13 protein-coding genes are annotated in these 13,437 nt (G+C 56.1%); 7 read left to right on the forward strand and 6 right to left on the reverse strand.

The annotated features are described in order from the left end of the window. Positions 1-266: 266 nt before the first annotated feature. On the reverse strand, positions 267-1,502 hold the full coding sequence (locus tag R6T97_RS09885; RefSeq protein WP_410349127.1) for a urate hydroxylase PuuD: 1,236 nt from the start codon (positions 1,500-1,502) through the stop codon (positions 267-269). 102 nt (positions 1,503-1,604) lie between these two features. Between R6T97_RS09885 and R6T97_RS09890 the strand changes: the two genes are divergently transcribed. Beyond that, the gene (locus R6T97_RS09890) at positions 1,605-2,513 is read left to right on the forward strand and encodes a LysR family transcriptional regulator (RefSeq protein ID WP_410349128.1); all 909 of its coding nucleotides are present in this window, start codon (positions 1,605-1,607) and stop codon (positions 2,511-2,513) included. Here the strand turns inward: R6T97_RS09890 and uraH are convergent. Beyond that, entirely contained in the window at positions 2,510-2,863 is a 354-nt protein-coding gene (uraH, locus tag R6T97_RS09895) for a hydroxyisourate hydrolase (RefSeq protein ID WP_410349129.1), read from the reverse strand. The genes R6T97_RS09890 and uraH overlap by 4 nt on opposite strands. Positions 2,864-3,013: 150 nt before the next feature. Between uraH and puuE the strand changes: the two genes are divergently transcribed. From puuE to R6T97_RS09910, 3 genes are read left to right on the forward strand one after another with little or no spacing between them, the layout of a single operon-like run. Beyond that, positions 3,014-4,426 (forward strand): allantoinase PuuE, encoded by a 1,413-nt coding sequence (gene puuE, locus R6T97_RS09900; RefSeq protein WP_410349130.1) that lies wholly within the window; start codon positions 3,014-3,016, stop codon positions 4,424-4,426. Beyond that, positions 4,423-4,938, forward strand: coding sequence for an ureidoglycolate lyase (locus R6T97_RS09905; protein WP_410349131.1), 516 nt, complete (start codon positions 4,423-4,425; stop codon positions 4,936-4,938). Before puuE ends, R6T97_RS09905 begins: the two co-directional genes overlap by 4 nt. A 26-nt stretch (positions 4,939-4,964) precedes the next feature. Continuing rightward, positions 4,965-6,422, forward strand: coding sequence for a uracil-xanthine permease family protein (locus tag R6T97_RS09910; RefSeq protein ID WP_410349132.1), 1,458 nt, complete (start codon positions 4,965-4,967; stop codon positions 6,420-6,422). 68 nt (positions 6,423-6,490) lie between these two features. Here the strand turns inward: R6T97_RS09910 and R6T97_RS09915 are convergent, their stop codons facing one another. The 4 genes from R6T97_RS09915 to R6T97_RS09930 form a co-directional block, all read right to left on the reverse strand. Next, complete coding sequence (locus tag R6T97_RS09915; RefSeq protein WP_410349133.1) at positions 6,491-7,249, reverse strand: ABC transporter permease; 759 nt, start codon at positions 7,247-7,249, stop codon at positions 6,491-6,493. Beyond that, positions 7,249-8,037 (reverse strand): ABC transporter ATP-binding protein, encoded by a 789-nt coding sequence (locus R6T97_RS09920; RefSeq protein WP_410349139.1) that lies wholly within the window; start codon positions 8,035-8,037, stop codon positions 7,249-7,251. The genes R6T97_RS09915 and R6T97_RS09920 overlap by 1 nt, the downstream gene beginning before the upstream one ends. A 57-nt stretch (positions 8,038-8,094) precedes the next feature. Next, positions 8,095-9,102 carry an ABC transporter substrate-binding protein gene (locus R6T97_RS09925; RefSeq protein ID WP_410349134.1) on the reverse strand — a complete coding sequence of 336 codons (1,008 nt, stop codon included), beginning with the start codon at positions 9,100-9,102 and terminating at the stop codon, positions 8,095-8,097. A gap of 151 nt (positions 9,103-9,253) precedes the next feature. Next, complete coding sequence (locus tag R6T97_RS09930) at positions 9,254-10,084, reverse strand: bifunctional allantoicase/(S)-ureidoglycine aminohydrolase (RefSeq protein WP_410349135.1); 831 nt, start codon at positions 10,082-10,084, stop codon at positions 9,254-9,256. A gap of 324 nt (positions 10,085-10,408) precedes the next feature. Between R6T97_RS09930 and R6T97_RS09935 the strand changes: the two genes are divergently transcribed. The 3 genes from R6T97_RS09935 (at position 10,409) to R6T97_RS09945 (ending at position 13,385) form a co-directional block, all read left to right on the forward strand. Next, positions 10,409-12,760 carry a methyl-accepting chemotaxis protein gene (locus R6T97_RS09935; protein WP_410349136.1) on the forward strand — a complete coding sequence of 784 codons (2,352 nt, stop codon included), beginning with the start codon at positions 10,409-10,411 and terminating at the stop codon, positions 12,758-12,760. Between the two features lie 98 nt (positions 12,761-12,858). Then, positions 12,859-13,152 carry a transposase gene (locus tag R6T97_RS09940; protein ID WP_410349137.1) on the forward strand — a complete coding sequence of 98 codons (294 nt, stop codon included), beginning with the start codon at positions 12,859-12,861 and terminating at the stop codon, positions 13,150-13,152. Between the two features lie 8 nt (positions 13,153-13,160). Then, positions 13,161-13,385, forward strand: a complete 225-nt coding sequence (locus tag R6T97_RS09945; protein WP_410349138.1) for a hypothetical protein — start codon at positions 13,161-13,163, stop codon at positions 13,383-13,385. Positions 13,386-13,437 lie beyond the last annotated feature (52 nt).

The raw sequence follows: 13,437 nt of genomic DNA on the forward strand, positions 1-13,437 counted from the left end.
AACTCATCGAAGTAACTTCACAAGGACAGATAATGGGCCGACATTGCTGGAAATTGTTTTGCCATATAGGCATCCTCACTCGTATAGCTATCCGCTCTAGGTGAAAGATTGTCTCATTGTAAAATGCAAGTCATGCAATACATAATGATATACATAATGCGCTACGTTATTTTTCAATATTGTTTAAAAACAACAATTTAGATTGTATTGCAAAGCATATTGGCGGACTGTCTGTCCGCCACCTTACTTCTTACTGATCCCTATTTTTAGTTATTGCCGCGCGCTTCGCGCACCCAGGCGACCAATCTTGCGCGGGCCTCGGGGTCCATCTGGACGGCGTTGGGCGGCGGCATCGCGTGGCTGACGCCTGCTTGCAGATAAATTTCGCTGGCGTGGCGTGCTACATCACCGGGGGTTTCGAGGTAGACGCCATTGGGTGCCCATTGCATGTTGCCCCAGACCGGTTCGCGGGCATGGCACATGGAGCAGTTGCCGATCACGGTGTCGTAGGCTGCATCGAAGCTTGCGACTGACGCGTACCGTTGTTCATACGCAGTCAGGTCCCGTGCCTCGGCCTCTTGCCATGTATCGCCGCTGCGCACTGTCGACAGCCATGCAATCAGGATCATCAACAGCACCGTCACCGCCCATGTCCAATGGGGGCCTTTGCCGGTCTTGTGCATGGTGTTGAAATAATGCCGGATCGTGACGCCTGTCAGGAAGATGAGGCTAGCGATAATCCAGGAATATTCGGTGCCGAACGCCAGAGGATAGTGGTTCGACAGCATCAGGAACACGACAGGCAGCGTCAGATAGTTGTTGTGGGTCGAGCGCACCTTGGCGATCTTGCCGTATTTTGCGTCAGGTGTCCGGCCTGCCTTGAGATCGGCCACAACGATCCGCTGATTTGGCATGATCTGGAAAAACACATTGGCTGTCATGATCGTGGCGGTAAATGCACCAAGGTGCAGCAAGGCGGCGCGGCCCGTGAAGACCTGATTGTAACCCCATGACATTGCGACAAGAATGACGAAGAGCAAGAGCATCAAGAGCGTTGGATTTTTGCTCAGTTTAGACTTGCACATCACGTCATAAAGCAGCCAGCCGATGGTTAGCGACCCACCGGAAATCAGGATCCCTTGCCACAGGGTCAGATCAGCTCTGGTCGGGTCCAACAGGAACAGCTCACCGCCGACCCAATAGACGATCATCAAAAGCGCCGCACCAGAGAGCCATGTGGAATAGCTTTGCCATTTATGCCACGTCAGGTGTTCAGGCATCTGTGCCGGTGCGACCATGTATTTTTGCGTGTGATAAAAGCCGCCACCGTGGACCTCCCATTCCTCGCCGGACACACCTTCTGGCATGTTTGGCGCAGGTTTCAGCATCAAATCAAGCGCGATGAAGTAAAACGAAGCCCCGATCCACGCCATAGCGGTGATCACATGCAGCCAGCGGACGGAAAAGGCGACCCAATCCCAAAGAATTGCAAGATCATACATGGCGTGTCCCCGTTTTGGCGTTGGTGTCAGCCTATCCTATGCGAGCGCGGATTGTTCTGCTATTCCTTGCAGAGGCCAAACAGCATCAAAAAAAACAAACAAATGTCCTATCTCGACAATATCCGCACTTTCGTCCGTGTCTACGAGCTGGGCAGCATGTCTGCCGCCGCGCGTGATCTGCGGATTTCGCCGGCTGTCACCTCGGCCCGTATTTCGCAACTGGAGGGGCATTTGAGCGTGCGTCTGTTCCAGCGCACCACCCGCAGTCTGACGCCAACCGAACAGGGGCGCGCATTCTACGGCGGCGCTTGCGAGATTTTGGAAAGCGTGGCGAACGCGGAAACGCAGGTCGTCAATATCACCGAAAACCCGAAAGGCGCGCTTTATGTGGCGGCCCCCTTGGGGGTAGGGCGGCGCTTGATCGCGCCGCATGTGCCGGAATTCCTGAAACTTTATCCAGAAATCACCCTGCGGCTGCGCCTGTCCGACCGCAAGGTTGATCTGACGACCGAAGGGCTTGATCTGGCGTTCTTTCTGGGAGAACCGGAGGACAGCAATCTGCGTATCCGCAAGATCGCGGATGTCGAACGCATCCTTTGTGCGTCGCCCGCCTATGTAAAAGCGCATGGAAGCCCGGCGTCGGGCACGGATCTGATCAACGACAATCACGAATGTCTCAATCTGCGCTTTCCCGGTGCGTCAGAGTTCCAGTGGCGGTTGATGACAGACGCAGGACCCAAGAAGTTCCGCGTGCGCGGTCGCTACGAATCTGATGATGGCGATGTGCTGACCGACTGGGCACTCAGCGGAAATGGCATCGCAATGAAACCGGTGTTCGAGGTCGCAGAGCATCTCAAGGCCGGACGGCTTGTGCCCGTAGGCATCCAAAACCCGCCGGTGCCGATCCAGATGGCCTGTTTGTTCACGCACAGGCGACGGCAGGACCCCAAGACACGGCTTTTCATGGATTTCGTGATCGACCGGATCAGCGCTGTCGTGCGCGGTGCCTAAGACCCGCGATAGGTTGAATAGCCAAAGGGCGAGAGCAGCAGAGGCACATGGTAATGCGTGGCCTCTGACATACCAAAGCGGATTGGGATGATGTCCAGGAACCGCGGGTCTTCCGGTGGCGTGCCGATCGCATCAAGATATGCGCCAGCATGAAAGACCAGCTCGTATGTGCCTGTGCTGAACGTCTCGGCGGGCATGATCTGTTCATCGGTCCGCCCGTCGTGATTGGTCACGAGCATCTTGAGGCGCGTCCGGCTGTCGCCATCAATCGCAAATAGCTCAATCCTGAGGCCTTGTGCCGGGCAACCGCGCGCCGTGTCCAGAACATGTGTTGTCAGATAACCGCTCATCGGGCCGCTCCTTTTCTATATGACTGCTTAGTGCCAGAAAGGTGCCGGAACCGCAAAGCCATGCAACAAGACACTCTTTCGCATATTTTTTGAAAAAGAATTGGATTGCGTTGCTTTATAAGAAATTAACCGCTGGAAAGGAATCCTATCGTGATCCGCTACCCACGTGACATGACCGGATATGGCGCAAGACCGCCCGCCGCCCATTGGCCGGATGGGGCGAAGATTGCCGTGCAAATCGTCCTCAACTATGAAGAAGGGGGCGAAAATAACATCTTGCATGGTGATCCTGCATCAGAGGCGTTCCTGTCCGAGATTACGGGTGCTGCCCCATGGCCCGGCCAACGTCACTGGAACATGGAATCGATCTATGAGTACGGCGCGCGCGCCGGATTCTGGCGCGTGCATCGCGTGTTGGGTGAGTTGCCGATCACTGTCTATGGCGTGGCCACTGCATTGGCCCGTGCGCCGGAACAGGTTGCCGCTATGAAGGTCGCTGGCTGGGAAATCGCCAGCCACGGTCTGAAGTGGATCGAACACAAGGACATGCCCGAAGACGAAGAGCGCGCGCAGATCGCCGAAGCCATTCGCCTGCACACCGAGGTGACGGGCGAAGCCCCGCGCGGGTGGTATACGGGCCGTTGTTCCAACAACACTGTGCGTTTGGCCGCCGAAACCGGCCAGTTTGCCTATGTCTCCGACAGCTACGCCGATGATCTGCCGTATTGGATGCAGTTCGGGCGCAAGGATCAGCTGATTGTTCCCTACACGATGGATTGCAACGACATGCGCTTTTCCATTCAGGCAGGGTTCACCACGGGTGACCAATTTGAAAGCTACCTCAAGGACAGCTTTGATATGCTTTATGCCGAAGGCGAGGCGGGAGCCCCCAAGATGCTGTCGATCGGACTGCATTGCCGCCTGATCGGGCGACCGGGACGGGCTGCGGCCCTGACGCGTGTCATAGATTACATGAGGTCGCATAAGGACGTCTGGTTCGCGACACGGGCAGAGATTGCCGAACACTGGGCCCGCGAACATCCACCTCTGGCAAGGCCGCGCCCCTCTGAGATGGATCGCGATAGTTTTGTTGCGGAATTCGGCGGCATTTTCGAACACAGCCCGTGGATCGCCGAAGCCGCCCATGCGCTGGAGTTGGGACCAACCCATGACACCGCACGCGGCGTGCACAGTGCGCTGGCCCGCGTCTTTCGGTCGGCGTCTGCGGAACAGCGGCTTGGTGTGCTGACGGCGCACCCCGATCTGGCAGGGAAACTGGCGGCAGCGGGCAAACTGACAGCCGAAAGCAGCGCCGAGCAAGCGGGGGCGGGCCTTGATCTGTTGACCGATGAAGAACGTGAAACATTCCAGCGCCTCAATGCGCAATATGTCGAAAGGCATGGCTTTCCCTTCATCATCGCGGTCAAGGACAACGACAAAGTCGCGATTCTTGCAGCTTTTCACACCCGTATCGAAAACGACCGTGATACCGAATTCGCAGAGGCCTGCCGTCAGGTAGAGCGCATCGCCGAATTGCGCCTGAACGAAAAGCTGGGCGCATGACGACAACGGTGCATCTTGAAACGCTGACCAAACTGGCGTTTGCCCCGTTCGGTGACGTGCTTGAAGTGGTGGGCGATCCTGACAAGATCATCAATCAGGGTCTTTGCGGACGGTATCATGACCTTGCACAGATCGACATCGTCGATGGCAGGGCAGGTATCAGCCTGTTCAATGCGCAGCCGCGCCAGTTTCCGATCACGCTCGATATGGTCGAGCGCCATCCGCTGGGCAGTCAGGCCTTTGTGCCGATGAGCCTTGATCCATTCATCGTCGTCGTCGCCCCGAATGAGGGCGGCACACCGGGCCAGCCACGCGCGTTTTTGACGGCGCCGGGGCAGGGGGTGAACTATGCACGCGGCACATGGCACGGGGTACTGACCCCGATCCATGCGCCCGGACTTTTTGCGGTTGTCGACCGCATCGGTGACGGGGTCAACCTGCAAGAGCATTGGTTCGACACACCATTCATCATCGAAGGTGAAAACGCATCCGCCAGCGGGGAGGCTGGCTGAGCGGTCCAAAGGGAGGGACATATACTATGGCTGACACTTCAATCGGGACCCCGGAACAACTCCGAGATCCCAACTATACACCTGCGCTGCATCGTGCTGTGCCACTGGGCATCCAGCATGTGCTGGCAATGTTCGTATCCAACGTCACACCGGCGATCATCATCGCCGGCGCCGCAGGTTTTGGTTTCGGGTCTGATGCAGGTGCGCAGGGTTTCCCTGACATGACCTATCTCATTCAGATGTCGATGCTGTTTGCGGGTATCGCCACGCTGTTCCAGACCATCGGCTTCGGCCCTGTCGGTGCGCGCCTGCCGATCGTGCAGGGTACAAGCTTTGCTTTCATACCGATCATGATCCCGCTGGTCGCAGGCAAAGGTGTGGAGGCCCTGCCAGCGCTGTTTGGCGGTGTCGTGATCGGGGGCCTGTTTCACACGTTCATCGGGACTTTCATCGGCAAGGTCCGCTTTGCCCTGCCGCCTTTGGTGACAGGTCTGGTGGTGACGATGATCGGTCTGGCGCTGGTCAAGGTCGGGATCGAATATGCCGCTGGCGGGGTTCCTGCAAAGGCAAACGATTTGCCCGAGTATGGGTCCTTGTTGAACTGGTCGGCGGCCCTCGTCGTTGTCTTTGTGACATTGGCGCTGAAATTCTATGCCAAAGGCATGTTGGCCGTGTCTGCTGTGGTGATCGGTATCGTCGTGGGATATTTTTATGCCATGGCAATGGGTATGGTCACTCTCGACGGGATCGCGACAAGCTGGGACCGTGCGGCGACGATCAGCTTTCCCAGCCCTTTCAAATACGGGTTTGAGATCAGCATCGCGGCAGTTGTCGGCTTTTGCCTGATGGCTTTTGTGTCGGCTGTTGAAACCGTGGGCGATGTTTCGGGTATCACCAAAGGTGGTGCCGGACGCGAAGCTACCGAAAAGGAAATCACCGGTGCGACATATGCAGATGGTGTTGGGACAGCGCTGGCCGGTGTCTTTGGCGGTTTTCCGAACACTTCCTTCAGCCAGAATGTTGGCCTGATTGCGATGACCGGTGTCATGAGCCGCCATGTCGTCACCATCGGCGCAATCTTCCTGATCATCTGCGGTCTGGTGCCCAAGGTGGGTGCGGTCATCAACACGATCCCGATCGAGGTGCTGGGTGGCGGTGTGATCGTCATGTTCGGCATGGTCGTTGCTGCGGGTATCTCCATGCTGTCGGACGTGAACTGGAACCGTCGCAACATGGTGATCTTTGCGATTGCACTGTCTGTCGGTCTGGGTCTGCAGCTTGACCCCAAAGCGGTGCAATACTTGCCGGATACGCTGCACATCCTGATGACATCGGGCCTCTTGCCCGCTGCGGTGATCGCCATCGTTCTGAACCTCATCCTGCCGGAAGAACTGGCCGATGAAGCGACCGAGGAAGTGTCCGGTGGTATGTCCGGGCATGGCGAAGGGTCCTTGAAGAAGGACACCGTAGAAACCACGGTGTGACCAAAAAAACCAAAAGGCCCCGTTACATGACGGGGCCTTTTGTCGTTGAGGATGCGCGTTTCTACCGCTCAGGACGCTTCGCGTTCCGCCCAGCCTGCAAAGATGCGTTCCAGAAAAACCACCCCGTAGTACAAAATGATCCCGAGAAACGCGAGCGCGATGAGCACGGCGAACATCAGCGGATAATCCCCGTTGGTTTCCCCTGATTTGAACAATGCGCCAAGCCCCCGACCATGGGGGCTGACGATTTCGACCAGATTGGTGCCGATGAAGGCGAGCGTGGCCGAGACTTTCAACGCACCGAAAAATTCCGGCAGCGTTTTTGGTAGGGCGATTTTCACAAAGATTGTATAGCGCGATGCGCCCAGCGCACGCAGGATATCGCGATACTCCGGCTCCAGCGTGGACAGCCCGATCCCGACCGACACGGCGATGGGAAAGAACGAGATCATAAAGGCCATCAAAATTGTGTTAAAGTCGTGTTGGCCGATGAAAAGCAGTGAAATGACAGGCACCAGCGTGGCCTTCGGGATCGCATTGAAGCCGATCAACAACGGGTAAAGCGCATCGCGCGCCACCTTTGAAAAACCAATGATCATACCGATGCCAGTGCCGACGATGACAGCAATAATCAGGCCCACGACGGTGCGCCAGAGCGTCTGCCAGCCCATCTCGAGAAACAGTTCCTTATATTTCCAGAACGCAGGCGGCAGGTCGGATGGCGATGCCATCTTGAAGTTGGGCCAGCCGTTGGCCCAGACAATGAGCTCCCATAGAGCCAGAAACACGATGATGGCAATAATGGGTGTGGCGATCTTGCTGAACATCAGTGGGCTTCCACTTCGCGGCCTTGTGCGATCTTGATCTGGTCGCGAAGCGTATGGAGCATGTCAGCGGCCTTCGGGGTAAAGATAATATCCAGCGTGCGATCTTCGGGCAGGTCTACATCCATAACGTATTGGGTGCGGGCAGGGCGCCCGGAGAGGACGATCACCTGATCACCCAGAAACACGCTTTCGCGCAGATCATGGGTGATCAGAACGGCGGTAAACGGTTCCGCCCTGCGCAGATCGCGCATGGTTTGCCACAGGTCTTCACGGGTGAAGGCATCAAGCGCGCCAAAAGGTTCGTCCATGATCAGGACGTCCGGCTTGTGGACCAGCGACCGGCACAATGACGCACGCTGGCGCATCCCGCCGGACAATTCAGAAGGCCTTTTGTCTTCAAACCCGACGAGCCCCACCATTTCAAGCAGTTCCATTGCCCGCTTTACGCGGTCGACACGAGGCATCCGGGGGGCGACGATTTCAAGCGGCAGGATCACATTGTCGAGGATGGTGCGCCACTCCAGCAGCACGGGGTTCTGAAAGGCCATGCCCACGGTCTTTCGCGGGCCCTTCACAAGTTCGCCATGCAGCCAAACCTCGCCCTCATCGGGGGTCATCAGGCCGGCGACCAGTCGCGTCAATGTGGATTTACCGCAGCCCGAAGGGCCGACAACGGCGGCGAATGTGCCTTCGGGCACGGCGATATCCAAACCGTCCAACACCTCAAGCGGGCCGGAGGCGGTTTGATAGGCGTGCTTGACACCTTTGATTTCTATGAGGTTTTCGATGGGATCGGCCTTCAAACGTCGGGCCGCCGGTTTCTGCGGCGGCCCATAGTTTTGCTATTACTGCAACATCAACATATCAGCGGATGGCAGATAGCTGCTGTCGAAATAGGCGGATGCGTCGGGTTCATTGTTGAACTCGTAAACAGATTTGGTCTGCTCGATCGCATTCGACATGCGCATATCGTCGATCCCGCCCATGCCGTTTTCCATCACATAGTCGGTCAGCACGTTGGCATCGATAGCCATCTGCAGGCGCTCTGTCTCGAGGGCTGCATCAGCGGCTGGGTTGCGTTCCAGCAAAGCCGCGATCGCGGCGTCGGGTGTTGCGATGGCATCTTTCCAGCCCTTCGCGATAGCCCCAAGAAAACCCGTGACCAGTTCGGGGTTGGCTGCGGCAAAGTCCGTGTTGACGATGATCGCATTGCCATAAAGGTCCACGCCGTAGTCTGCCATCAGCAGCACCGAAATATCATCGGCAGGGACGCCCAGACGCTTGAGGTTCAACGTCGAGGAAAACGAAAATCCGGTGATCGCCGCGACATTGCCTTCGGCCAGCATCGGTTCGCGGGTCGGGAAGCCGACAGGCTCTACCGTGATGGCATCTACGTCAATGCCCGTTTCAGCGGCAAAGATCGGAAATTGTGCCCAAGCACCATCCGGTGGCGGTGCGCCAAGAACCCTGCCTTCAAGGTCGGCGGGGGCTTCGACGCCAAGTGATTTGCGGCCGACAATCGCGAATGGCGGCTTGTCGTAGACCATCATGACGGCAGTCACCGGGGCATCGGGGTTCTGGTCAAGAAACCGCATCAAAGAGTTGATATCGGCAAAGCCCACAGGAAAAGCGCCAGTGGCCACTTTCGGGATCGCGTCAAGCGAACCGGCACCTTCACTGATCGTGACAGTCAGTCCCGCATCTGCAAAGTACCCGGCATCAAGGGCGTGAAAATATGGTGCGGCTGGCCCCTCGAATTTCCAGTCGAGGGCAAACGGCATGTCCGTTTCTGCAAGGGCTGGTGTTGCAAGAAGCGTCGCGGCGACGGCAAGAAGTTTTCTGTCGAAAATCATGGTGATATCCCCTGTGGTTTTACTGCATCCGACGTATCAGCGGCAGCGCTCAGGGAACAGGTTAGCTGCAATGGAATATGCTAATCCACATCTATTTGCATGTGACTGCACAAAATATATGCAATGCCTTATAATGCGCCGCTTTATTGCGTTATCGCCTGAAAAGCCCCAGTGACATGTGCCGGTTCACATCCTTGTAAAGCAGATAACGAAACTTGCCCGGTCCACCCGCGTAACACGCTTGCGGGCAGAAGGCGCGCAGCCACATGTAATCTCCTGCTTCAACTTCGACCCAGTCGCTGTTGAGGCGGTAAACAGCTTTGCCTTCAAGCACATAAAGGCCGTGTTCCATGACATGCGTTTCCAGAAAAGGGATGACTGCGCCGGGTTCGAAAGTCACGATCGTGACATGCATGTCGTGCCGCAGGTCGGCAGGATCCACAAAGCGGGTGGTTGCCCATTTGCCATCTGTTTCGGGCATCACCGTTGGGGCGACATCGTTTTCGTTGGTGACAATCACATCCGGCTCCGCGATCCCCGGCACTGCCTCATAGACTTTGCGAATCCAGTGAAAGCGCAACATTGCATCAGACCGGTTATGCAAGGTCCATTCTGCGGACGGGGGGAGATATGCATAGCCACCAGGCGCGAGCATATGTGTCGTACCGTTCACCGTCAGGGTCGCGCTGCCTTCAACAACAAACAACACAGCTTGCGCCGCCGCGTCGGTCTCTGGCCTGTCAGAGCCGCCACCGGGCGCGATTTCCATGATATATTGCGAAAAGGTTTCGGCAAAGCCGCTGAGGGGCCTTGCGATCACCCACAGGCGGGTATTTTCCCAAAAAGGCAGATAGCTCGTCACGATGTCGCGCATCGTTCCCTTGGGGATCACGGCATAGGCATCCGTAAAGATCGCGCGGTCCGTCAAAAGCTGATCCTGAGCAGGGTGTCCCCCTGTGGGCGCGAAATATTTCCCTGACATGAAAGCTCCTGATGTTTGATTTCATTCATGAATATGCAGCCTTTAATGCCCACAGGCCATCCATCTAACCAAGACAGGACTTTTCGGGTGTTTTTGATAATGAGGACTATTTCCTTTGTTATTGCGGAGAACTTCACGATTTGACCGTATGAATACAAAGCTGGTCGCGCCTGTAGGGTCGCGCTTTCCTGCAAGCGCGCGCAAGAGACGATCAGTTCAAAGGCAAAGTTGGCGTCAACACCCAATACCCCCTCGTCGGCGCTTAAGCGTATTTTAAGCGCTATGCCTCATGCAAGCACGAACTGTTCAAATATTGAGGGCGCCATGGTGTACTTTGCTTCGATGAATTTGTCACGAAAACTGCCGGCAATTATCGCGGCGCTCTGTGTGACGGCGAGCGTCAGTATCGCAATTGTCGGTTATCTGGATTTCAAGGCCAACGCGACGCAGGAATCAGGCAGGAACTTACAGATTCTCTCGCAAAGCCGGGGTGATGCGCTCTTGTCATGGTTCGATACTATCGAAAGGAATGTGGCATCTTTCGGGACTGATCCCAGTTTTGTCGGTGCCGTCACTGCGCTTTCTAGTTCATATAATCTGATGATCGACAGTGCTGGATTACAGGACGCGTATATTACGAATAATCCCAATCCGGTGGGCGAACGGGACAAGTTGGATCAAGCGCCAGAGTCGATTCCATATCATTTTCAGCACGGCCAGTTTCACCCCTATTTCCGACAGATCAAGGATACGGTCGGATACTATGACATCTTCCTTTTCAACCGCGACGGAGACCTGATTTACACAGTCGCCAAGGCAGCGGACTTTGCCACGAACTTTATGAACGGGACCTACGCATCGTCGGGGCTCGGTGACGTTTTCAAAAAGGCCCGGGATGGCGATATCGGCCAGGTGCATTTTGCTGACTTTACCGCATATGCGGCAGGCGACGGGGCAGCGGCAGCCTTTCTGGCGACACCGGTTGTCGATCAGTCCGGCGAAATTATTGGCGTTGCGGCGGTGCAGGTGCCTTCAAGCCAGATTGATGCCATCTTCAACCAGCAGGCAGGTCTGGGGCAAACGGGCGAGGTTTATGTTGTCGGTCCCGATTTACTGACCCGCAGCACGTCACGTTTTGAAAATGGCCCGGCAGTTCTGGCAGATGTGTCCACGCTGGATCATGTCCGCGCTGTTTTGGGCAGCGGTCAGTCACACCTCGGTGATGCAATCAATCTGTCAGGCACGGAGGTTCTGTCCAAAGGAATATTGATTGATGTGTTTGAACGATCTTGGGCCATCATCGGTGAAATCGCATCAACAGAGGTGCAGGCGCCTGCCGTCAGAGTGCGCAACAAAATGATGCTTGTGACATTGGTCGTGGCGGGCATTGGTGCGTTTCTTGGCTGGTTGACCGCGCAATCGGTCACGCGGCCGCTTTCGCGGCTCGGGAATGCGATGATAGAGGTGTCTGAAAAATCTTATGACGTCGACTTGGCCGAGCAAGAACGCGGGGATGAAATTGGCAGTCTGTTCCGCAGCCTCGACACGTTTCGGGACAAGTTACTGGCCTCGGACAAGGCCGAAGACGAGAGAAAAAATCTACAGGCCAAGCAAGTCGAGGTCGTAAACAGGTTGAGTACAGCATTGACGCATCTGGCCGAGGGCGACCTTACGCATCAGATCGCGTCTCCATTTGACGGCGAATATGATCAACTCAGAAATGACTTTAACCGCACAATGAGCAATTTGAACGAAGCGATTGGCTCGGTGGTCATTCGGTCGGGTGCCATCCGGCAACGCTCCGACATGATGAGCAGATCGTCTGATGATCTGTCACGACGCACCGAAAACCAAGCGGCGACGTTGGAAGAAACCGCGGCGGCACTGGACCAGATGACCGCCAACGTAAAATCTGCAGCAGATGGCGCACGTCAGGTCAAGGATGTCGTGGTCAGCGCAAGGCAAGACGCAGACGAAAGCGAGCCCGTCGTGCAGGACGCAGTGCGTGCAATGACTGAAATTGAGGGATCTTCGCAAGAGATTTCACAGATTATCGGCGTGATTGACGATATAGCGTTTCAAACAAATCTGCTTGCCCTCAACGCCGGAGTGGAAGCCGCCCGCGCGGGTGAAGCTGGCCGAGGGTTTGCCGTTGTCGCCTCGGAAGTGCGTGCTTTGGCACAGCGATCATCAGATGCGGCCAAGCAAATAAAATCGTTGATCAGCGCAAGTTCGGGTCAGGTCGAGCGGGGTGTGGCTTTGGTTGGGCAAGCGGGACAGGTACTGACGAAAATTGCAAGCCACATCAACCACATATCCGATCTTGTCGCCGAAATCGCTGCGGGCGCACAAGAGCAATCTATTGGCATCGGAGAGATCAATATCGGCGTAACCCAGTTGGATAAGGTAACGCAGCAAAACGCTGCCATGGTAGAAGAGGCGACTGCCGGCAGTCACGCCCTCAATAGTGACGCCTCTGAACTAGAGGCGCTGGTCAAACGCTTTCGTCTTGACGAGACAAAGATCAGTATTGCACCTGCAACAGACAATATTGCCGAGTTTGTTCCGCAACGCAGCACGCAAGCACCTTCCGCGGTTCATTATGAACCAAAGCCAGCTGTCGCCGCAGCAGCAGGACGACCAAGGAAGGCCGATGATCAGTGGCAGGACTTTTGATATCTGACACGCGCAAACTGAGCTACCCCCCCAAAATCGGACACTGACGTAAGCTGCGATTTGTAGTCTGCTGATCTTCAACGCGAAGGAGATCAGATATGTCGAAACGGAAGCAACATCACCCAGAGTTTAAGGCCAAGGTGGCGTTAGAGGCGCTGAAGGGTGAAGAGACGGTGAGCGAGCTTGCCCGCCGGTTCGGGGTTCATCCGACGATGATCCATCAATGGAAGCGGGCACTGCTTGAAGGCGCATCAGGCGTCTTCGAGCGGGGCAGCCGGAAAGCACCGGAAGTCGATGAAGAGCAGGTCAAAGACCTCCATGCCAAGATCGGGGAGTTGGCCGTCGCCAACGATTTTTTGGCCAGAAAGCTCAAACCTTGGACCGGCAAGTGAGGCGCAGGATGATTGAGCCGAACCTATCAGGTCTGTCGGTCAGCAAGCAGTGTGCGTTGCTTTCGATCTCGCGGTCTTCGTTTTACTATGAGCCCAAGGGCGAGACGGAGATGAACCTCGATCTGATGCGGCTGATCGACAAGCAGTTCCTGGAGACCCCGTTTTACGGAGTGCGTCAGATGACATGGCATTTGCGCAGTTGGAGGGACCGTGGCCCCAGTGGGGCCGCGTAAGCCCGAAAACGATCATCTGGTGAACGAAAAGCGGATCAGGCGTTTGATGCGA

This window comes from Yoonia sp., assembly GCF_046498525.1.
Classification (GTDB): domain Bacteria; phylum Pseudomonadota; class Alphaproteobacteria; order Rhodobacterales; family Rhodobacteraceae; genus Yoonia.